At 66.8% G+C, this 18471-nt stretch carries 20 protein-coding genes; 8 read left to right on the top strand and 12 right to left on the bottom strand.

Features of this window, described 5'->3' with window-relative positions:
• Nucleotides 1-59: 59 nt before the first annotated feature.
• Complete coding sequence (locus PVW48_RS06585) at nt 60-422, top strand: SUF system Fe-S cluster assembly protein (protein WP_012179015.1); 363 nt, start codon at nt 60-62, stop codon at nt 420-422.
• A gap of 71 nt (nt 423-493) precedes the next feature.
• Nucleotides 494-859, top strand: coding sequence for a HesB/IscA family protein (locus PVW48_RS06580; protein WP_012179016.1), 366 nt, complete (start codon nt 494-496; stop codon nt 857-859).
• An 18-nt stretch (nt 860-877) separates the two neighbouring features.
• Here PVW48_RS06580 and PVW48_RS06575 read toward each other — a convergent pair whose 3' ends face one another.
• Both PVW48_RS06575 and PVW48_RS06570 read right to left on the bottom strand, forming a co-directional pair.
• Nucleotides 878-1891: a molybdopterin-binding protein gene (locus PVW48_RS06575; protein ID WP_012179017.1), complete on the bottom strand. Its 1014-nt coding sequence runs from the start codon at nt 1889-1891 to the stop codon at nt 878-880.
• Nucleotides 1888-2877 (bottom strand): XdhC family protein, encoded by a 990-nt coding sequence (locus tag PVW48_RS06570; RefSeq protein WP_274580770.1) that lies wholly within the window; start codon nt 2875-2877, stop codon nt 1888-1890. Before PVW48_RS06570 ends, PVW48_RS06575 begins: the two co-directional genes overlap by 4 nt.
• 170 nt (nt 2878-3047) lie before the next feature.
• On the opposite strand from PVW48_RS06570, the gene PVW48_RS06565 reads away from it, so the two are divergent.
• The 3 genes from PVW48_RS06565 to PVW48_RS06555 all read left to right on the top strand — a co-directional run bounded on the left by PVW48_RS06565 (nt 3048) and on the right by PVW48_RS06555 (nt 6812).
• Nucleotides 3048-4394: a DUF1800 domain-containing protein gene (locus PVW48_RS06565; protein ID WP_274580769.1), complete on the top strand. Its 1347-nt coding sequence runs from the start codon at nt 3048-3050 to the stop codon at nt 4392-4394.
• 11 nt (nt 4395-4405) lie between these two features.
• Entirely contained in the window at nt 4406-5575 is a 1170-nt protein-coding gene (locus PVW48_RS06560) for a DUF1501 domain-containing protein (protein ID WP_274580768.1), read from the top strand.
• Between the two features lie 85 nt (nt 5576-5660).
• Nucleotides 5661-6812 (top strand): MFS transporter, encoded by a 1152-nt coding sequence (locus PVW48_RS06555; RefSeq protein ID WP_274580767.1) that lies wholly within the window; start codon nt 5661-5663, stop codon nt 6810-6812.
• 10 nt (nt 6813-6822) lie between these two features.
• Here PVW48_RS06555 and PVW48_RS06550 read toward each other — a convergent pair whose 3' ends face one another.
• The gene (locus tag PVW48_RS06550) at nt 6823-8085 is read right to left on the bottom strand and encodes a vWA domain-containing protein (RefSeq protein ID WP_274580766.1); all 1263 of its coding nucleotides are present in this window, start codon (nt 8083-8085) and stop codon (nt 6823-6825) included.
• 100 nt (nt 8086-8185) lie between these two features.
• On the bottom strand, nt 8186-9097 hold the full coding sequence (locus PVW48_RS06545; protein WP_012179023.1) for an AAA family ATPase: 912 nt from the start codon (nt 9095-9097) through the stop codon (nt 8186-8188).
• A gap of 142 nt (nt 9098-9239) precedes the next feature.
• Here PVW48_RS06545 and PVW48_RS06540 point away from each other — a divergent pair, with 142 nt between their 5' ends.
• The 3 genes from PVW48_RS06540 (at nt 9240) to PVW48_RS06530 (ending at nt 13081) form a co-directional block, all read left to right on the top strand.
• Nucleotides 9240-10460, top strand: coding sequence for an acyl-CoA dehydrogenase (locus PVW48_RS06540; RefSeq protein ID WP_274580765.1), 1221 nt, complete (start codon nt 9240-9242; stop codon nt 10458-10460).
• A gap of 222 nt (nt 10461-10682) precedes the next feature.
• Nucleotides 10683-11315 (top strand): LysE family translocator, encoded by a 633-nt coding sequence (locus tag PVW48_RS06535; protein WP_274580973.1) that lies wholly within the window; start codon nt 10683-10685, stop codon nt 11313-11315.
• 569 nt (nt 11316-11884) lie between these two features.
• Nucleotides 11885-13081: a choice-of-anchor F family protein gene (locus tag PVW48_RS06530; RefSeq protein ID WP_274580764.1), complete on the top strand. Its 1197-nt coding sequence runs from the start codon at nt 11885-11887 to the stop codon at nt 13079-13081.
• Nucleotides 13082-13206: 125 nt separating this feature from the next.
• Here PVW48_RS06530 and ureG read toward each other — a convergent pair whose 3' ends face one another.
• The 8 genes from ureG to ureC form a co-directional block, all read right to left on the bottom strand.
• Nucleotides 13207-13815 (bottom strand): urease accessory protein UreG, encoded by a 609-nt coding sequence (gene ureG, locus PVW48_RS06525; protein WP_274580763.1) that lies wholly within the window; start codon nt 13813-13815, stop codon nt 13207-13209.
• Entirely contained in the window at nt 13808-14191 is a 384-nt protein-coding gene (locus tag PVW48_RS06520) for a carboxymuconolactone decarboxylase family protein (protein WP_274580762.1), read from the bottom strand. Before PVW48_RS06520 ends, ureG begins: the two co-directional genes overlap by 8 nt.
• The gene (locus tag PVW48_RS06515) at nt 14188-14820 is read right to left on the bottom strand and encodes an urease accessory protein UreF (protein WP_338020468.1); all 633 of its coding nucleotides are present in this window, start codon (nt 14818-14820) and stop codon (nt 14188-14190) included. Before PVW48_RS06515 ends, PVW48_RS06520 begins: the two co-directional genes overlap by 4 nt.
• Nucleotide 14821: 1 nt before the next feature.
• Entirely contained in the window at nt 14822-15304 is a 483-nt protein-coding gene (locus PVW48_RS06510; protein WP_274580760.1) for an urease accessory protein UreE, read from the bottom strand.
• Nucleotides 15305-15326: 22 nt separating this feature from the next.
• A complete protein-coding gene (locus PVW48_RS06505) occupies nt 15327-15536 on the bottom strand; it encodes a hypothetical protein (protein ID WP_044027845.1) in 210 nt (69 codons plus the stop codon).
• A gap of 129 nt (nt 15537-15665) precedes the next feature.
• Nucleotides 15666-15872, bottom strand: coding sequence for a hypothetical protein (locus PVW48_RS06500; protein ID WP_274580759.1), 207 nt, complete (start codon nt 15870-15872; stop codon nt 15666-15668).
• A gap of 354 nt (nt 15873-16226) precedes the next feature.
• Nucleotides 16227-16364: a hypothetical protein gene (locus tag PVW48_RS06495; RefSeq protein WP_274580758.1), complete on the bottom strand. Its 138-nt coding sequence runs from the start codon at nt 16362-16364 to the stop codon at nt 16227-16229.
• Nucleotides 16365-16629: 265 nt separating this feature from the next.
• Nucleotides 16630-18339 (bottom strand): urease subunit alpha, encoded by a 1710-nt coding sequence (ureC, locus tag PVW48_RS06490; protein WP_274580757.1) that lies wholly within the window; start codon nt 18337-18339, stop codon nt 16630-16632.
• Between the last annotated feature and the right edge of the window lie 132 nt (nt 18340-18471).

The raw sequence follows: 18471 nt of genomic DNA, 5'->3' as shown, positions 1-18471 counted from the left end.
CCCTTTACGGGCGGGACGCAAAACCTTATATCTTTGGTCAACAATCCTGAGAGATAGATATGAGCGTAGAGACCCCCCCGATGGAAGGTGCGCCGCTGATCCGGCCTTCGAGCACGGACCACCCCTTGCACGAGCAGATCGTCGAGGCCTGCCGATCGGTGTTCGACCCGGAGATCCCGGTGAACATCTATGATCTCGGCCTGATCTACACGATCGAGATCAGCGACGAGGCCGAGGTGGATATCATCATGACCCTCACGGCCCCGGGCTGCCCCGTGGCGGGCGAAATGCCCGGCTGGGTCGCCGAAGCGGTCGAGCCGCTGCCCGGCGTGAAGCAGGTCAACGTGGCCCTGACCTGGGAGCCGCCCTGGGGCATGGAAATGATGTCCGACGAAGCCCGGCTCGAACTGGGCTTCATGTAACCCGTCCGCCTCGGACTTGTGGCACGCATACGCGGCGCCTACATCTGTTCCAGACGCAAAGGACCCTGATCATGTTTGGTATCCCCGGCAAGGCCCCCGTGACCATCACCGACCGTGCGGCGGCGCATATCGGCAAGCTCATGGCGCAGGGCAACAAGCAAGGCCTGCGGATCGGGGTCAAGAAGGGCGGTTGCGCGGGCATGGAATACACCATGGACTACGTGGACGAGATCGACCCCCATGACGAGGTGGTCGAGACCGGCGAAGCCCGGGTGATGATCGCGCCCATGGCGCAGATGTTCCTGTTCGGGACCGAGATCGATTACGAAACCTCCCTGCTCGAATCCGGGTTCAAGTTCCGCAATCCGAATGTGGTCGATGCCTGCGGATGCGGTGAATCGATCAAGTTCGACGAAGCGCTCGCCGCGAAAACCTGAGCCTGCGCGCCTGCGCGGTCACTCCGGCTTGCGCCGGGGACGGCGCGGTTGCGGGCGGCTGGGGATTTCCTTCAGAAGCCCGCCAACCCCCATGGCCGCGATATCCGCGCCCGTGACCTGCAACCCGCACGCCACCCTCTCCAGCACCCAATCCGCGCCATTGAGCGCGGGCGACCGCGCACAACCCGGCAGCCCGATCACCGGCCGCGGCCCGATCTCGCCCAGAAACAACAGGTTGCCCGGGTCCACGGGCATGCCGAACCGGGTCACCTGTCCGCCTGCCGCGCGCACCCCTTCCGGCCCGACATCCGCCGGGTCCGAGGTGGCGGAGGCGGTCAGCAAGAGCGCCATCTCACCATCGAGACCGGCCAGGGCCGCCCCGATCTCGGCGGTGTTGTGGCCGGTCACGCGGGTCTCGGCCAATGACATGCCCAGCTGGATCAGCCGCGTCTCGATCGCCGCAATGCTCTTGTCGCGCAAACGGGCATCGGCGGGCCCGAACTCCGTCAGAACCAGCCCCGCGGAGCTGTAGCGGGCCGGGCGCAGACGCAAGCTGCCCGCGCCACACTGCGCGGCCTGCTGCGCGGCGTCGGCGGCCACGCCATAGGCAATGATCTTGACCGTCCCGACCAGCATACCCGGTGTAACGCGGGCATATTGCGGCACGGTGGCCAGGGTAATCAACGGATCGACGGAGTTCAGCGCCTCGATGGCCGGAACATCTATCTCAATTATTCCAGAGGCTTCCGCCACGATATTCACCCGACCTGTGAAGGGCTCGGTGATCCGCAGATGCGGCCGGGAGGCCTCTGGCACCAGCGCGGCGGCCACCCGCGCCGCAGCGGCGTTCTCATCGATATCCCCCGGCTCGAGCCGGGCGACGATCACCTCGTCGAGACCGGTCTGCGCGATCTCGGCCAGCATCTGCGAGGTCAGAACCGTCCCCTTGGACAGCTTGCCCGACGGCAGCCGCAGCGCATGGGCCAGCAGGGCGCCTTCCGCCTTGGTCAAGGGAACCGCTCCGAACTTCATGGCGCCTTCCGCAGCCGGTCCGTGATTTCGGCCATGATCGAAATGGCGATCTCGGCGGGCGATTTTGCCCCGATGTCGAGACCCACGGGCGCGTGGATGCGCGCGATCGCGGCCTCGTCGAACCCGGCCTCCTGCAAGCGCGCGACCCGTTTGGCGTGGGTCCGCGTCGAACCGAGACAGCCCAGATAGAAACACGGCGCGCCGAGCGCGACCTCGATCGCGGGGTCGTCGAGCTTGGGATCATGGGTCAGGGTGACCACCGCCGTGCGCGCGTCGAGCCCATGCGCCTTCAATGCGGCATCCGGCCATTCGTCGAGGATCGTTTCGCCGGGAAAGCGCGCCTCCGAGCCGAAGGCCGCCCTTGGGTCGACCAGAACAGGATCGTAGCCGGCCAGCCGCGCCATGGCCAGCAAGGGCTGGGCGATATGTACGGCCCCCACCACCACCATGCGCAGGGGCGGATTATGCAGCCCGAGAAACCAGTCGCCTTCGAAACCGGACTTGTCCGCCCGTGCGCGCGACATCAGCGCCGGGCACAGCGGATCATCGGTGTCCGGGCGGACAAGGCGTCGCTCCCACGTGTCCGGGTTCACCGCCAGCGCGACCGGGGCCCGGGCGGCGCGGGCCGCGACCAGGTCGGCCAGCATGTCCTCGGAAATATGTGGCCCCACCGGTTCGACGATCACGCGAATTTGCCCGCCGCACGCCAGGCCGACGGCAAAGGCCTCGTCGTCGCTGACCCCGAAGGTCATGGAACTGGCCTTGCCGCTCTCGATGGCGTCGAGGGCCTCGGCCACCACCGCACCTTCGACACAGCCGCCCGAGACCGACCCGGCCAATTCAGCCTCCCCCGAGATCACCAGCTGGCTCCCGATGGGGCGCGGCGCGGAGCCCCAGGTCTCCACCACCGTGGCGATCACGGCACCCTTGCCCTGCCGGTGCCAGGCCAGTGCCTGCTCGGGCATCTGATCGTGCGATATCGTCATGGAGCACCTCCCGCCGCGACTATGACCCAAAGGCCAACGGGGGACCAGAGGCCGCGCGGAGCTGCAAACACGCGAAACCCTGCCGGACGTCGGTCCGGGGCTCCTCCCCCTCTCGCGCTGCGCCCGGCGCATCCTATATGTAGCAGGAACACTCGCCGCTGGAGGCCAGGATGGTCAGCGCCGCAACCCTCGCCGCGTTCAGATACGGCTACGGCCCCCGGCCTGACGGGGCGAAGGTGCGCGATGCCGCGGGCCTGCTCGCCAGCCTGCCGGACGCGGGCCTGCCGTTTACCGACGACTGGGACACGCGCTACGCGATCTTCGAGATGATCCGGCAGGCCCGCCGGGACCGCGACAGGGGCGTGGACGGGAGCATGCAGCGCAGCCGCAGCGCCAACCGGGCTTTCGCACAGTATCTGCGCCGGGACCAGCGGCGCGCCGTTCAGGCCGCGATGGAATCGCCCACGGGCTTCGATCAGCGCCTGCTCGCGTTCTGGATCGATCATTTTACCGCGGCTCAGACCTTCCCGCGCTTGTCCCTGGCCTTGCCGCACATGCACGCGACAGCCATCGGCCCGCACATTACCGGCCGCTTCAAGGACATGCTGCGCGCGGTGATCACGCACCCGGCCATGGTGATGTATCTCGACCAGGGGCGGAGTTTCGGCCCCAACAGCCCCGCAGGGCTGGAACGCGGTCGGGGGTTGAACGAGAACCTCGCGCGGGAGCTGTTGGAGTTGCACACGCTCGGCGTTGACGCGGGCTATACCCAGACCGATGTGCGCGAGCTGGCCGAGTTGCTCACCGGGCTTGCCCATGGACCCGACGGCTACGCCTTTTACCGCGGGCGGGTGGAGCCGGGGCCGGAAACCGTGATGGGGCGCACCTATCACAGCGACCGGCCGGGCATCGAACCGATCGCGCAGGTTCTTGACGATCTCGCCGCACATCCCGAGACCGCCCAGCACCTGGCGCGCAAGCTCGTCGTACATTTCCTTGGCGCCCCGGCACCACGGGACCTGGTTGCGGATATGGCCGATGCCTATCTCGCCGCGGACACGCGCTTGACGGCGCTCTACGATGTGATGTTGCACGACCCCCGAGCCTGGCACCCGCAGGCGGTGAAGGCACGGACGCCCTTCGAGTTCGTGGTGGCGGCCCTGCGCGCCGCAGGCACCGATCCCGCGCAGCTCAGCGGCCTGCGCCCGCGCGAGGTCAACCGGGACTTCCTGCAACCGCTGGCGCAAATGGGTCAACCGCTCTGGCGGCCCCAGGGTCCCGACGGATGGCCCGAAGCACCCGAGGCATGGATCACGCCGGTGGGCCTTTCGGCACGGCTGCGCTGGAGCGACGGGTTCGCCAAGCGGATGCTCGGCGGCTCGGACCCCCGCGACTTTCTCGACACGGCCGTCGGGGATGCCGCGTCGCCCACCCTGCGCTTTGCCGTGGCCGGGGCCGAGGATCGCATCGAAGGCCATGTGATCGTCTTGGCCAGCCCTGAATTCAACCGCCGGTAAGGAGCCTGCACATGGACGTCACGCGACGAAAACTTCTGCGGTCGGGCCTTGCGGTGGGCTGCTCGCTCGCGGCCTCGCCATTGATCACGCCGGTGACCTTGGCGGCGGTGCCCGGCGACGCGCGGCTGGTGGTGATCGTGCTGCGCGGGGCGATGGACGGGCTCGATGTCGTGCGTCCCGTGGGCGACGTGGATTTCAAAACCCTGCGCCCTTCGGCAACGGATCACGGCCCCGCCCTCGACACCCGGTTCGCGCTGCACCCGGAACTGGCCCCCCTTGCCCCCTGGTGGCAGCGGGGCGAGTTGGCCTTCGCCCATGCGGTCTCGACCCCGTACCGGGATCGGCGCAGCCATTTCGACGGGCAGGATGCACTGGAAAACGGCAGTGCGGCCACGAACGGCGCCTTGACCCCCGAGGCCGATGGCTGGCTCAACCGGGCATTGGCCGGGCTGCCGGATGTCCGCAGCGAGACCGGGTTCGCCGTGGGCCATGAAACACTGCTGCTGCTGCGCGGCGACCAGCCTGTTTCCACCTGGGCACCGGACGCGGATCTTCACCTGTCGCCGCAGGCGCAGGCCCTGCTGCGCAAGATCTATGCGGGCGATCCCCTCTTCGCCGCCGCCCATGCGCAGGCCGCGGCCCTGTCGGAGGCGACCGATGCGGCCGAGATGAGCGCGAGACAGGCGCGGCGGGGCGAGGCGCTGGCCCGGTTCTCAGCCGCACGGCTGCGCGAGGAAACCCGCGTTGCGGCCTTTTCCCTCGGCGGTTGGGACACCCATGCGCGCCAGGCGCCTGCCCTTGCGCGCGCCCTGCGCGATCTGGTCAGCGCGTTGACCACCCTGAAGACCGATCTGGGAGCGGACTGGTCCCGCACGGTGGTGATGGCGGTGACCGAATTCGGCCGCACCGCGCGGGAGAACGGCTCGCAAGGGACCGATCACGGCACGGGTGGGGCGGCCCTGTTCGCCGGCGGCGCGCTGGCCGGGGGGCGGGTGATCACCGACTGGCCGGGCCTGTCGGATGCGGCGCTGTACGAAGGGCGGGACCTGATGCCCACGCGCGATTTGCGGGCGCTGGCGGCCTGGGTGCTGCGCGACCATATGGGGATCGCGGCCAGCCACCTCGACCGCGTCGTCTTCCCCGGGCTGGAGATGGGCAGCTCCCCGCGCCTGATCGCCTGACAGGGCGGTTCTACGGGGGCAGACGCCGCTTCGCGCGCATGCTAGACCGCGCGGCGGGGTATTCCCCCGATACCCGGAGCCCGCGATGGACGCCCGTCTTTATTACCTGACCCTCGGCAACGTGATGATCGGCACCGGCACCATGGTGGTGTCGGGCATCCTCGACCCGATCGCCGCCGATCTCGCGATCAGTGTCTCTGCGGCGGGCCAGGTCACGACCGTCTATGCCCTCGCCTTCGCGCTCGGGGCCCCCGTCGCCGCCGCCTTTACCGGCCGGTTCGACAGGGCGCGGGTGCTGGCCCTGTCGCTTCTGGTCTTCGCCGCCGCCAGCCTGCTCAGCGCAGTGGCGCCGAATTACACGACGTTGCTGATTGCGCGGGGGCTGGGCGGGCTGGCCGCCGCAACCTTCTCGCCCACGGCCGTGGCCGTGGCCGCCTCGCTTGTGCCCCCGGCGGAACGGGGCCGCGCCATCGCCCTCGTCTTCGGCGGGATGACCATCGCCAGCGTGCTGGGCGTGCCCCTCGGCACCTGGATCGGGCTGAATTTCGGCTGGCGCATCCTGCTGGCCGGTCTCGGGGTGCTCAGCCTCGGCGCGGTGATCGCCCTGTGGCGCGGGGTGCCCGGTGGGCTCTTCCTGCCCGCGGCCACGCTGGCCCGCTGGGACGAGGCCCTGCGCCTGCCCATCATCCGCGCGCTGCTTGGCGTGACGCTGTTCCAGATCGGCGGGAGCTTCGTACTCTTTGCCTTCTTCGGCCCCTATCTCGGCACGGTCACGGGGGTCGGCACGGACGGGATCGCGAGCTTGCTGTTTCTCTTCGGGCTCGCCAGCCTGATCGGCAATTTCGCCGCCGGGTGGGCCGTGGACAGGGTGGGGGCAGGCCCGGTGGCCCATGGCGCGATCGCGTTGACGGCGCTCAGCATGGTCGCGCTTCTGGGCACCGCGGGGGCGCCGGTGCTGGCGGGTCTGGCGATCATCCTGTGGGGCAGTGCCGTGTTCGGCATCAACACGGCGCAGCAGGCCCGCCTCGTTGACGCCGCGCCAGGGCTGGCCACGGTCGTGCTGCCCGCCAATTCCTCGATTCTCTTTGCAGGACAGGCGCTGGGGGCCGCGCTCGGTGGCGCGGTGCTGGCCATGGGCGGGCTCGCGGCCTTGCCGCTGGTGGGCGCGCTGGTGGTGGGCATCGCCCTCGTTCTGTCCCTGCGTGCCATGCGTCAGACCGGGCGCGCGCCGGTTTGAGGGGTCACGGTCACGCGGCGCGCATCATTGCCATCAGACGGGCCTTTTCCCCCTGATCGTCGTCACGTGAAATAGCTTCTGCAAGCGCCTGCAAAGACGCGATATTATGCCCCGCGCGGAAGCTGTCCACATGGGGCAGCATCGCCATGATCCCGGCGGCCTTGGGCGCAAACCCGTCCCACCGCAAAAGCGGGTTGATCCAAACCAGCTTGCGCGACGACAGATGCAGCCGCGTCATCTGCGCCTCCAGCGCCTCCGGGTCGTCCCGGTCCAGCCCGTCGGTGATCAGCAGGACCATGGAGTTCGAGTTCAGCACCCGTCGCGACCAGTCATGGTTGAACGTCTTCAGGCACTGCCCGATCCGCGTCCCGCCCTCCCAGTCCTGCGCCTCGGCCCCCGCCGCAGTGAGGGCCGCGTCCACGTCGCGCTGGTGCAGGTGGCGGGTGATGTTGGTCAGGCGCGTGCCGAAGGTGAAGGCGTGGACCTTGGCCCAGCCCGCGCCCTTGGCGTTGCTCACCGCATGCAGGAAGTGCAGCACGGCGCGGGAATATTGCGACATCGACCCCGAAATATCGCACAGACACACCAGGTTCGGCCAGCGCGTGCGCGGCGCCTTGGTCGCGAGCGACTGGATCTCGCCGCCCCTGCGCATGGCGTCGCGCATGGTGCGTTGCCAATCGGCCCGGGCGCCGTAGGGGTCGGCCTTGGTCCGGCGCGCGCGGATGGGTTTCACCGGCAGGGTCAGCTTGGCGATCTGGCGCTTGGCCTCGGCCATCTCGGCATTGGACATCTGCTCGAAATCGAGGGTCTGGAGTCGCTCCTGGCTCGACATGGTGCGCGAGGCGTCGATCTCGATCTCGGTGCCCTCGTCCTCCATCTCCGGCATGTCCGGCAGATCCCGGTCGACCCCGTCGAGCAGGGCTTCGGCGGCGCGTTTCTCGGCCGCCTTGGCCTTACGCTCCTCCGAGACGCCGCGGACCATGGGCGTCAGGAAGGACATCATCTGCTCCATGTAGCGCGGGTCGCGCCAGTAGAGCCGGAAGACCTGGTGGAACACCGCGCGCTGCTCGGGGCGCGAGACGAAACAGGCCTGCAGGGTGAAGTAGAAATCCCGCTGCTCGGTGAAGCCCGCGGCCTGCACCGCCTTGACGGCATCGATCACCCGCCCCGGCCCCACGGGCAGCCCCGCCGCCCGCAGGGCCCGGGCGAAATAGGTGATGTTATGGCTCAGCTTGGGATCGTCGGGCAGGTCGAGATCGCGGAATTGCGCCATGGTAGACCCCGGCTCAGACGGAAAGGCCGGGGGGCTGTCTGCCCCCCGGACCCCCCGAGGATATTTGCAGACTTGAGAATGAGGCGTTGCGCGGCATCGCTCAAGCCGGTGCCAGTTCGGCGCGGACCTCGTCGAGGATCTGCTTGGCGGCGGAGCCTTCGATCTTCTGGATGTCGTCCTGGTATTTCAGGATCGCGCCCAGCGTGTCGGCGATGACCTCGGGGCTGAGTTCCATCACGTCGAGCGCCAGCAGGCATTTTGCCCAGTCGATGGTCTCAGCCACGCCCGGTTTCTTGAACAGATCCTCCGTGCGCAGGCGCTGGACGAAGGCGACAACCTCGCGGCTGAGCGCGGCGGCGGCCTCGGGCGCGCGGGCCTGCAGGATCGCGATCTCCCGGTCGAAGGTCGGATAATCGACCCAGTGATAGAGACAGCGGCGCTTGAGCGCGTCATGCACCTCGCGCGTCCGGTTGGAGGTCAGCACCACCAGCGGCGGCTCGGCGGCGACGATGGTGCCCAGTTCCGGGATCGTCACCTGGTAATCCGACAGCGCCTCCAGCAGGAAGGCCTCGAACGGCTCGTCCGTCCGGTCGATCTCGTCGATCAGCAGCACGGGCGCGCCGCCTTCCTGCGGGCGCATCGCCTCCAGCAGGGGCCGCTCGATCAGGTAGTCGTCGGAAAAGAGTTCCGCCTGCAGAGCCTGGCGGTCCGCACCGCCCGAGGCCTCCGCCGTGCGGATCGCCACCATCTGCGCCGGGAAGTTCCACTCATACACCGCCGAGGACGCATCCAGCCCCTCGTAGCACTGCAGCCGGATCAACCGCTTGCCCAGGGCCGCGGCCATCGCTTTGGCGATCTCGGTCTTGCCGACCCCCGCCTCGCCTTCGAGAAAGATCGGCCGGCCCAGGGTCGCAGCCAGGAACACGACCGTCGCAAGGGGGCGTCCGCAGACATAGTTCTGCGCAGAGAGCACCTCTTGCACATGGTCGATGCTGGTAAACGTATCGCTCATCAAATCCTCCGTGCCCCCACCCTGCATGGGGCCGAGGGCGGGTCAAGCCCCACATCAGGCGCAGGTCGCGGCCCCGCAGCGGCGCGATGGACGCCGCCGGGTCCTGGCGCTATGTTCCACGCGGACCGCGAGGAGAACCGTGATGAACATCGAGACGCCGATTTCCAACAAGGATGCCCCGGACCTGGCCGGGTTCGATTGGCCCGATCCCCTGCGGCTGGAAGACCAGCTTTCCGAAGAGGAGCGCATGCTGCGCGACGGGGCGGCGGCCTTTGCCGCGGACAGGCTGGCACCGCGGGTGATCGACGCCTATCGCGAGGCCACCGTGGCGCCGGAGATCTTCTCTGAAATGGGCGCGGCAGGGCTGCTGGGGATCACCGTGCCCGAGGCTTATGGCGGGCTCGGCGGCTCCTATGTGGCCTATGGGCTCGTGGCGCGGGAGATCGAGCGCATCGACAGTGGCTATCGATCGATGATGTCGGTGCAATCCTCGCTGGTGATGTACCCGATCCATGCCTATGGCACCGAAGAGCAGCGCCAGAAGTACCTGCCTGGCCTCGCCGCGGGCACCCTGATCGGCTGTTTCGGGCTGACCGAGCCGGATGCGGGCTCGGACCCCGCGGGCATGAAGACCCGGGCGGAGAAGACGCCGACGGGCTACCGGCTGACGGGGTCCAAGATGTGGATCTCCAACAGCCCGATTGCGGATGTCTTCGTGGTCTGGGCCAAGTCCGAGGCCCATGGCGGCAAGATCCGCGGCTTCGTTCTGGACAAGGGCACGCCAGGGCTGAGCGCGCCCAAGGTCGGCGGCAAGCTGTCCCTGCGCGCCAGCGTGACCGGCGAGATCGTGATGGACGGGGTCGAGGTTGGCGAGGACGCGCTGCTGCCCGGGGTCGAGGGGCTGAAGGGGCCGTTCGGATGCCTGAACCGCGCGCGCTATGGCATCGGCTGGGGCGTGATGGGGGCATCGGAGTTCTGCTGGCACGCCGCGCGGCAATACGGGCTGGACCGGCATCAGTTCAAGCGCCCGCTGGCGCAGACGCAGCTCTTCCAGAAGAAACTGGCGGATATGCAGACCGAGATCGCCTTGGGGCTGCAGGCGGCACTGCGGGTCGGACGGCTGATGGATGAGGGGCGTGCGGCGCCGGAGATGATCAGCCTGCTGAAGCGGAACAATTGTGGCAAGGCGCTGGAGATCGCGCGGGCGGCGCGGGACATGCATGGCGGCAACGGGATCTCCGAGGAATTCCAGGTCATGCGCCACATGGTGAATCTGGAGACGGTGAACACCTATGAAGGCACCCATGACGTGCACGCGCTGATCCTCGGGCGGGCGCAGACCGGGTTGCAGGCGTTTTTCTGAAACGTTGAGCCGGGCCAAGGATTTTCGAAAATCCTTGGACACAGAAGGCTGGCGGCAGCGCCCGGTTGCTTTACGCTGGGACCGGGCCGGGGCGTCTGGCGCATAGGTTTGGACGGGGCGGAAGGATTTTCGAAAATCCTTCCAGTTCTCCGCGGCGCAGGTCCGCCATTATACTCGCAGTAGCGCAACACCCTCGGAGACCGCCCCATGCCCCTTACCATCATGCCGATCGAGACCTGGCTCGCCTTCGTGGCGGCCTCGACGCTTCTGCTCCTGATCCCCGGCCCGACGATCCTTCTGGTGTTGAGCTATGCGCTCAGCCAGGGGCGACGGGTCGCTCTGAGCACGGCGGCGGGGGTCGCGCTGGGGGACCTGATTGCCATGAGCGCCTCGCTCGCGGGTCTCGGTGCGCTGGTGCTGGCGTCGGCCACCCTTTTCACGGCGCTGAAATGGGTGGGCGCGGTCTATCTGATCTGGCTCGGGATCAAGTTGCTGCGCAGTGCAACGGGGGCCGCATTGGCGCCTGATCATGTGCAGGGCGCGGGCGAGGTCAGGCCGCGCGAGACCTTCCTCCATGCCACCACGGTCACGGCGCTCAACCCCAAGAGCATCGCCTTCTTCATCGCGTTCGTGCCGCAGTTCATCGATGCCAGCGCGTTGCTGCTGCCGCAATTCGCCCTTCTGACCCTGACCTTCGTAACGCTCGCGACCCTGAACGCGCTGGCCTATGCGCTGCTGGCCGATCGGCTGAGAGGAGCCATACGGCGTCCCCGTATGCTCGCCTGGATCACCCGCGCGGGTGGCGGAACGCTGATCGGCATGGGTGTGCTGACGGCCACGGCACAGCGCGCCTGACCGGGCCATTTGCCCGACCTGCGGCGCGACATCCCTGGAGGCGCGTGTCCTGCGCGCTTCAAGCCACCACCAGAACATGCCCGGTTTGACCCGGCACTGATCGCGCGCATCGCCCTGCCCGGCGACACGCGCTTCAGCTGCCGCGGGACGTGGCCGCCATGCCGGGGCTGCCGCCCTTAAGATGCACAGCATTGTCCTGCCACGGTGCGACAGGGCCAAGGTCAGCATCGAGTCGCCCCCAAAGCCGCGCAACTCCTGCCTGTGACGGCGGACGCAAGAGAAGCCCGCGCATAAGGTTCCAATTTCAGACCCTTACAAGGCTTTCTTCTAACTCACAGCGCCACGCGCACTGCAGCCAATGCATGACGTAACGAGATCGCGATGCTCCTTGAGGTTGATTTATATTCTTTAATATGAATAACTGAATCTATTGGGCGCTTTTGGGGGAAGGTGGGTTCAATGGCTCATGAGGAAACTCTCCCGGCCCAATGGGTAGTAACAAGGGAGAAAGTTCTATGCCCCGAACAGACGATTTGAAGCGCAGGGTCCAGCCTGCGCTTTTGTGCGCCATGACCGCGCTGGCCCCTGTTGCGGGTCACGCCGCCACGATCGTGCAATGGAATACGGGCAATGTCGCCGTAGATCCCAACGCGGCACCCGGCGTGACCGGCACCAGCGAAGTCTACGACCGCACCCTGAACCCCGATGGCAGCGTGCCCACAGGGGCGACCACCAGCGGCACCATCACTTTCGCGCCGCCCGAAGCCGGCAGCCCGGGGATCAAGGTCCAGAGCCAGACATATGACGACACCGGCTCCAGCGCGACGCTGGAGTTGTCGGGGTGTCTGATGACCTCCAACCCGAGCGCGGTCTGCACCAGTCCGTTCCAGAGCGGCAAGCGCATCAAGCAGAACATCACAGGGTTTGCGCCCGTGGACCTCGTGTTCGACATCGACGCGTCCGACACAGGCAGCAAGGCCTACCAGGTCTTCGGGCGGCTGATCAACGACTCCGGCGCGGCGCTGGAAGGCGTCACCGTCGAGTTGGGCTTCGGCATCGGCGAGGACTTCGTGGCCGCCACGACCGACCAGCTGGTGTTTTCAACCGAGTTCACGGCCCAACCCAACAACAGTGGGAAATCGTCGACCTCCCAGATGCCCTTCGGCCTGTTCGGGGATGCCGGCGACAATGACAACTTCCTGATCGACGGGTTCTTCTCGGACGAACGCACCGGTTTCGACCTTGTCCAGACCGACCACATGATCACCACAGCGGGCTATTACGGCGCGTATGAAGACATCTTCGGCGACTGGAACACCAAGACCGATGTCGCCCAGGGGCTGTTCTGGGACTTCGACGACGATGCGGAAACCGACAACCTGCTCATGGCATGGCAGATCGGCGACAATCTGTGGGAGCTGCGCCGCACGGTTGGCGAAACCTGCGATCCGGACGATGCGCTGAACTGCACCTTCGGACAAACGCTGGATACCTTCGAGACCGGCACCTTCGACCAGATCGTCGAGGCCCTGTCGAACCCGGACGATCCGTGGATCGACATCTTCGAGGAGGGGGAGATCGAGGATCTCGCGAACCTCAACCTCAACTACGCGATCGAGCTTGGAAACCTGACGGGCCAGTCGTCTTTTACCATCCGAACCACTGCGATCCCCGCGCCGTCGATTGTCCCGCTGCCGGCGGGGGCTCCGCTGCTGCTGGGGGCTTTGGGCCTGCTTGGCTGGGTGCGTCGGCGCAAGACCGCCTGAGCGGCAGTCGATTAAAAACCTCGATCCCGGGCGTTCCTGCGCCCGGTTTTCTTGTTTATGGCGCGCTGTGATCCAGGCCTTGGGTGCCTAGCCAATCCGGCACGGCGGTCACTCGAGGGACCCTTTCAGAGCCCGCCCTCACGTTCCAGAAACGCAACAATCTGGGCAATCCCCTGTCCCGATTTCAGGGCCGCCATCACGAAAGGACGCGCGCCGCGCGCCGTGCGGGCATCGGACTCCAGAAGTGCGAGATCCACATCCACATGGGGCGCCAGATCGGTCTTGTTGATCACCAGCAGGTCGGACCGGGCCAGCCCCGGCCCCTTCTTGCGCGGGATGTCCTGGCCCGCCGCCGTATCGATCACGTAGATCGTCAGGTCCGCGAGTTCCGGGCTGAAGGTGGCGGCGAGGTTGTCGCCCCCGCTCTCGATCAGGATCACGTCGAGATCCGCGAAACTCGCCCGAAGATCGGCCACGGCGGCGAGATTGATCGAGGCATCCTCCCGGATCGCCGTGTGCGGACAGCCCCCGGTTTCCACCCCGCGGATCCGCTCCAGCGGCAGGGCCTGGGCGCGCATCAGGTACTCGGCATCCTCCGAGGTGTAGATGTCATTGGTGATCACCGCCACGGAGTAGTCGTCGCGCAACGCAGCACAGAGCCTTTCGGTCAGTGTCGTCTTGCCCGCACCGACCGGTCCGCCGATCCCAACGCGCAGGGGGCCATGCTCAGACATCCTCGGCACCTTCTTCGTCGAAAACTTCAAGTGCAGCATTCAACGCATTGATCGCGGATGGAAAACCGCCATAGAGCGACATCTGCCAGATGACCTCACCGATCTCCTGACGGGTCAGGCCCGCCTTGCGTCCGGCGGCGATGTTGACCTTGAGCTGCGGCCGCGTCTGACCACCCAACGCAGCGAGGGCCGCGATGGTCGCAAGGTAGCGGTCGCGCAGCGAAAGACCGGGGCGGGCATATTGACGGCCATAGGCGAAATCCACGATCCCCTCGGCGAGGCCGGGCACAAGGTGGCCATAGCTCGCCTCCAGCGCGGCCTCCATCCCGGGGTTGAGCGCCTCGGAGAGAGCGCGTCCGGTCTCGGTCGTAGTCATGTGCGGAAGATCCTGACCTCTTGGGTTTCATGGGCCATCGCCGCGAGCTCGGCACGGACTGCACCGGTGCCGATTTCCGACAGCGGGCGCGTGGCGAGGCGACGGGCTTGGGTGGAAATGGTCGGATGCAATCTCTGGCTGACCTGCTGACCCTCGGTCTGGCCGAGAGGGATGAGCCGCACCGCCCCGGAGATGAGATTGCCGAGAAAGGCCTGCAGGTAAAGGGCGACGACTTCGCCGACAGGCAGGCCAAGCGCCCGCGCCCGGGCGCCCACGGCCACCGGATAGGGCATTGGCCGCAGCGCCGTGTCGCAGAGCGCGTTCGTGGTGCTCACGAAGGCCGCACCCTGATCTCGGGTCTCGGACCAGCGCTCGGCGGAGCCTGCGAGCGCCTCGGCCGCCTCGCAGAGAGGCTCCAGCGGGTCACCCGCGGCGGCCCGCGCCACCAGCACACCATCGGCCTGGCACGCGCCGGACGTGAGCAGCGCCTGGAGCCATGCCAACAGGTCCTCGGCATCCGCGATGTCGCCGGCCGAAATGGCCTGCTCCAGCCCGTGGGAATAGGCGTAGCCCGACACCGGGAAACTCGGTGACAGCCATTGCGACAGACGCAGCCGGGCCGCGATCATGTCAGTCATCGGACGCCCCATGGGCATGGTCATGGGTGTGCCCGTGTCCGTGCTCATGGCCCATGGTGCGACCGTGGCCATAGGCCCCGCCCTCCGGGGTGAATGGCGCGGTCACCTGCGTGACCTCGGCACCAAGCTGCCGCAGCATGTCGGCGAGCACATGGTCGTGACGGATATAGAGGGCATCCGGCGTGATCTGGCAGGGCGTGTGCCGGTTGCCGATATGCCAGGCCAGCCGGGTCAGATCCCCCTTTACCGCCAGCAGCGCTTCGGGGGCCGCCCTCACGGCGATGCGGGTCCCGTCGGGCAAGTCGATCCCATGCTCCGGGCCCAGGCTGACCACCTCGGGCAGATCCAGCAGGAAGGCGCGCCCGCCATCGGACACAAGGCGCTTGCGGCGCAGAAAGCGCGCTTCGTAATCGAGGCTCAGCGTGTCCGTCGCCCCGTGGGCTTTGCCAAGGCGGGTGATGCGCGGCAGGCTCATGTCGCCCCCGCCTGCTGGGCGATCACTGCCGCGTTGCGGTGCGCTTCTGGTGCAGGTGGCGCCGAAGGACCGAGCGGGTCAGACCCATTCTTTGCAGTTCCGCATCGGACAGGGCATTGAGCCGATCGAACTCGGTCGAGGGTGGTGGCATCGCCCGGGGGTTGCGCAACACCTCGCGCAGACGGGCGAGCAGTCCGGAAGAGCCTGGCCTGAGGCAAAGCGGCATGGTCATGAAGTGGTCTGAACCTGATTGTCGTTCGGCCCGTTCGTTCGCACATTGCGACATACGAAGAGCCTCTGGGATGCACAGCCGAAGGACAGTCAGGCCGTGAGTTTGGGGACGGAGTGCCGTACGGCGCCCTCAGACCCGCTGAGCGATATTCCGCAGCAGGGTCTCGCGCGTTGTCTGCATGGCGCCGATCTCTGCGTCCGTCAAAGCCATCACATGCTCGATTTCCGCGCGCATCTCGTGCGCATGGGCAACCCGCGCGGGCACATAAAGGACGGCGTCGAAAATGGACGATGCGATTTCGGCAATCGCGGGACGGTCGAGCGTGAGGGTCGCCATGGGAGGTCTCCGTTTTTGCAGACACGTCAGTGCCGCTTTCGACCTCGTAAATGGCCTCTCCCGCGCGGCTGAGGTAGACCCGCAACCGCAAGCCCGGTTTGCACCTGCAGCATAGGCCGCCGCGCACTTCGGACATGTTCATTGAATGTGCCGTCAGGCTGACCTGAGCCTGCGGCCGCACTGGCGCCTTGAGCCGCCTACCAAGATCTGGAATTTTCACGGCTGGGGAAGGGCAACTCCGCACCTGGGACGGAGTCCACGCACCGTCGCCATGCGGTTTGATCACCGCGCCAAGATCCAAGCGCCCCAGGAGGGCGCCCTTGCGGCTGGCGCACGCCGCAGGACGAAGTCGGTTCAGGCGTCGAAGCTGCGCAGGTAGCTGTCCACCAATTGCTTGCGGCTCAGTCCGCGCCGCTCCAACTCGCGATCGGAGCGCTGGAACAGGCACATGAAGCGATAGGCATTGCGGAACGCGCCTGTCACGCCGTGCATCCATGCAAGGTTTGCGGGGGGCTGGAGGGGTGCAGTCGGCATGTCTCACCTCTGAATACGATTGTATACTTAGATCGTATATAAGATGTGCCCCAAATGCACCAAAGCTGGTAGCCCTCCAGATGCAAGGCTGCATTGCGCTCCGTGCATACCTTGGTATGCAGAAAGGTACTGCGTCAACGCTGTCAGTATCCGACCATGCGCGCCGCGCCCCCCTCCTCGGGCCGGACCCCGTGTTCGACTGCTGTTGAAACATCGCCATGGATCAGAACAGGAAGTAACGCTGGGCGAGCGGCAGTTCTGTCGCCGGCTCACAGGTCAACAACTCCCCATCGGCGCGCACTTCGTAGGTTTCGGGATGCACCTCGACCTTTGGCGTGGCGCTGTTATGCACCATCGAGGATTTGCCGATATCGCGGCAGGTCTTGACCGCGAGGGTCTGTTTGGCGAGGCCGAGGCTGGCGCCGATGCCCGCCGCCTGCCCCGCCTGGCTGACGAACAGGACGGCGGAGTTTTCCACGGACCGTCCGTAAGCACCGAACATGGGCCGGGTATAGACCGGCTGCGGCGTGGGGATCGACGCGTTGGGGTCGCCCATCTGAGCGCAGACGATGGTGCCGCCCATGAGGATCATCTCGGGCTTCACGCCAAAGAAGGCCGGGTTCCAGAGGCAGAGATCGGCGCGCTTGCCGACCTCGATGGACCCGATATGGGCGCTGATCCCGTGGGCGATGGCCGGGTTGATCGTATATTTCGCGATGTAGCGGCGGACGCGGAAATTGTCGTTGTCGCCGGTCTCCTCCGCGAGACGCCCGCGCTGCTTCTTCATCTTGTCGGCGGTCTGCCAGGTGCGGATGATGACCTCGCCCACACGGCCCATGGCCTGGCTGTCCGATGCGATGATCGAGAACGCGCCCATGTCGTGCAGGATGTCCTCGGCAGCGATGGTTTCCTTGCGAATGCGGCTCTCGGCGAAGGCCACGTCCTCGGGGATGGCCTTGTCGAGATGGTGGCAGACCATGAGCATGTCGAGATGCTCTTCGAGGGTGTTGACCGTGTAGGGCATGGTCGGATTGGTCGAGGAGGGCAACACATGCTCGAAGCCCACGACCTTCATGATGTCCGGCGCATGGCCGCCCCCCGCGCCTTCGGTGTGGAAGGCGTGGATCGTGCGGCCCTTCATGGCGGCGATGGTGTTCTCGACAAAGCCGCTCTCGTTCAGGGTGTCGGTGTGGATCATCACCTGCACGTCCATGTCGTCGGCGACGCTGAGACAGCATTCGATGGCGCCGGGGGTCGTCCCCCAGTCCTCGTGCAGCTTCATGGCGCAGGCCCCGGCCTCGATCATCTCGACCAGCGCGCCGGGGCGAGATGCATTGCCCTTCCCCGCCAGCCCGAAATTCATCGGAAACGCATCGAGGGATTGCAGCATGCGCCCGATATGAAACGCGCCGGGCGTGCAGGTCGTGGCGAGGGAGCCATGGGCCGGGCCCGTGCCGCCACCGATCATGGTGGTGATGCCAGAATGCAGGGCATCCTCGATCTGCTGGGGGCAGATGAAATGGATATGGCTGTCGAAACCGCCCGCGGTCAGGATCCGCCCCTCGCCCGCGATCGCTTCGGTGCCGGGGCCGATGATGATATCCACCCCGGTTTGCGTGTCGGGGTTGCCCGCCTTGCCAATGGCCGCGATCACCCCGTCGCGCAGGCCCAGATCGGCCTTGTAGATACCCGTATGGTCCACGATGAGCGCGTTGGTGATGACGGTATCCACCGCGCCTTCTGCGCGGGTGGCCTGGGACTGCCCCATGCCGTCGCGGATGACCTTGCCGCCGCCGAACTTGACCTCTTCGCCATAGGTGGTGAGGTCGCGCTCGACTTCGATGATCAGGTCGGTATCGGCAAGCCGCACCTTGTCGCCCGTGGTCGGCCCATACATGTCGGCATAGGCGGCGCGGGAGATCGTGGCGGGCATGGGCAGTCCTCGGGTTTTTCGTCAGCCCGAAGATGAGGTGTTTTGCCCAGCTCCGCAGCAGCAGGCCCGAAATGATCGGCGCGGAGCGTACTCAGAGCAGAGCATTTGCCCAAAAAACGAGCGCCGCGCCCA

Origin of the sequence: Dinoroseobacter sp. PD6, from assembly GCF_028807315.1 — a bacterium.
In the GTDB taxonomy this organism is placed as follows: domain Bacteria; phylum Pseudomonadota; class Alphaproteobacteria; order Rhodobacterales; family Rhodobacteraceae; genus Dinoroseobacter; species Dinoroseobacter shibae.
Note: the sequence above shows the minus strand (reverse complement) of the source record. Positions and strands in the feature narration are given on the sequence as shown.

What these genes read in the sequence shown, in the direction of transcription:
- PVW48_RS06585 (WP_012179015.1), top strand. Translation starts at nt 60, where the DNA reads ATGAGCGTAGAGACCCCCCCGATGGAAGGTGCGCCGCTGATCCGGCCT.
- PVW48_RS06580 (WP_012179016.1), top strand. Translation starts at nt 494, where the DNA reads ATGTTTGGTATCCCCGGCAAGGCCCCCGTGACCATCACCGACCGTGCG.
- PVW48_RS06575 (WP_012179017.1), bottom strand. Translation starts at nt 1,891, where the DNA reads ATGAAGTTCGGAGCGGTTCCCTTGACCAAGGCGGAAGGCGCCCTGCTG.
- PVW48_RS06570 (WP_274580770.1), bottom strand. Translation starts at nt 2,877, where the DNA reads ATGACGATATCGCACGATCAGATGCCCGAGCAGGCACTGGCCTGGCAC.
- PVW48_RS06565 (WP_274580769.1), top strand. Translation starts at nt 3,048, where the DNA reads ATGGTCAGCGCCGCAACCCTCGCCGCGTTCAGATACGGCTACGGCCCC.
- PVW48_RS06560 (WP_274580768.1), top strand. Translation starts at nt 4,406, where the DNA reads ATGGACGTCACGCGACGAAAACTTCTGCGGTCGGGCCTTGCGGTGGGC.
- PVW48_RS06555 (WP_274580767.1), top strand. Translation starts at nt 5,661, where the DNA reads ATGGACGCCCGTCTTTATTACCTGACCCTCGGCAACGTGATGATCGGC.
- PVW48_RS06550 (WP_274580766.1), bottom strand. Translation starts at nt 8,085, where the DNA reads ATGGCGCAATTCCGCGATCTCGACCTGCCCGACGATCCCAAGCTGAGC.
- PVW48_RS06545 (WP_012179023.1), bottom strand. Translation starts at nt 9,097, where the DNA reads ATGAGCGATACGTTTACCAGCATCGACCATGTGCAAGAGGTGCTCTCT.
- PVW48_RS06540 (WP_274580765.1), top strand. Translation starts at nt 9,240, where the DNA reads ATGAACATCGAGACGCCGATTTCCAACAAGGATGCCCCGGACCTGGCC.
- PVW48_RS06535 (WP_274580973.1), top strand. Translation starts at nt 10,683, where the DNA reads ATGCCGATCGAGACCTGGCTCGCCTTCGTGGCGGCCTCGACGCTTCTG.
- PVW48_RS06530 (WP_274580764.1), top strand. Translation starts at nt 11,885, where the DNA reads ATGACCGCGCTGGCCCCTGTTGCGGGTCACGCCGCCACGATCGTGCAA.
- ureG (WP_274580763.1), bottom strand. Translation starts at nt 13,815, where the DNA reads ATGTCTGAGCATGGCCCCCTGCGCGTTGGGATCGGCGGACCGGTCGGT.
- PVW48_RS06520 (WP_274580762.1), bottom strand. Translation starts at nt 14,191, where the DNA reads ATGACTACGACCGAGACCGGACGCGCTCTCTCCGAGGCGCTCAACCCC.
- PVW48_RS06515 (WP_338020468.1), bottom strand. Translation starts at nt 14,820, where the DNA reads ATGATCGCGGCCCGGCTGCGTCTGTCGCAATGGCTGTCACCGAGTTTC.
- PVW48_RS06510 (WP_274580760.1), bottom strand. Translation starts at nt 15,304, where the DNA reads ATGAGCCTGCCGCGCATCACCCGCCTTGGCAAAGCCCACGGGGCGACG.
- PVW48_RS06505 (WP_044027845.1), bottom strand. Translation starts at nt 15,536, where the DNA reads ATGACCATGCCGCTTTGCCTCAGGCCAGGCTCTTCCGGACTGCTCGCC.
- PVW48_RS06500 (WP_274580759.1), bottom strand. Translation starts at nt 15,872, where the DNA reads ATGGCGACCCTCACGCTCGACCGTCCCGCGATTGCCGAAATCGCATCG.
- PVW48_RS06495 (WP_274580758.1), bottom strand. Translation starts at nt 16,364, where the DNA reads ATGCACGGCGTGACAGGCGCGTTCCGCAATGCCTATCGCTTCATGTGC.
- ureC (WP_274580757.1), bottom strand. Translation starts at nt 18,339, where the DNA reads ATGCCCGCCACGATCTCCCGCGCCGCCTATGCCGACATGTATGGGCCG.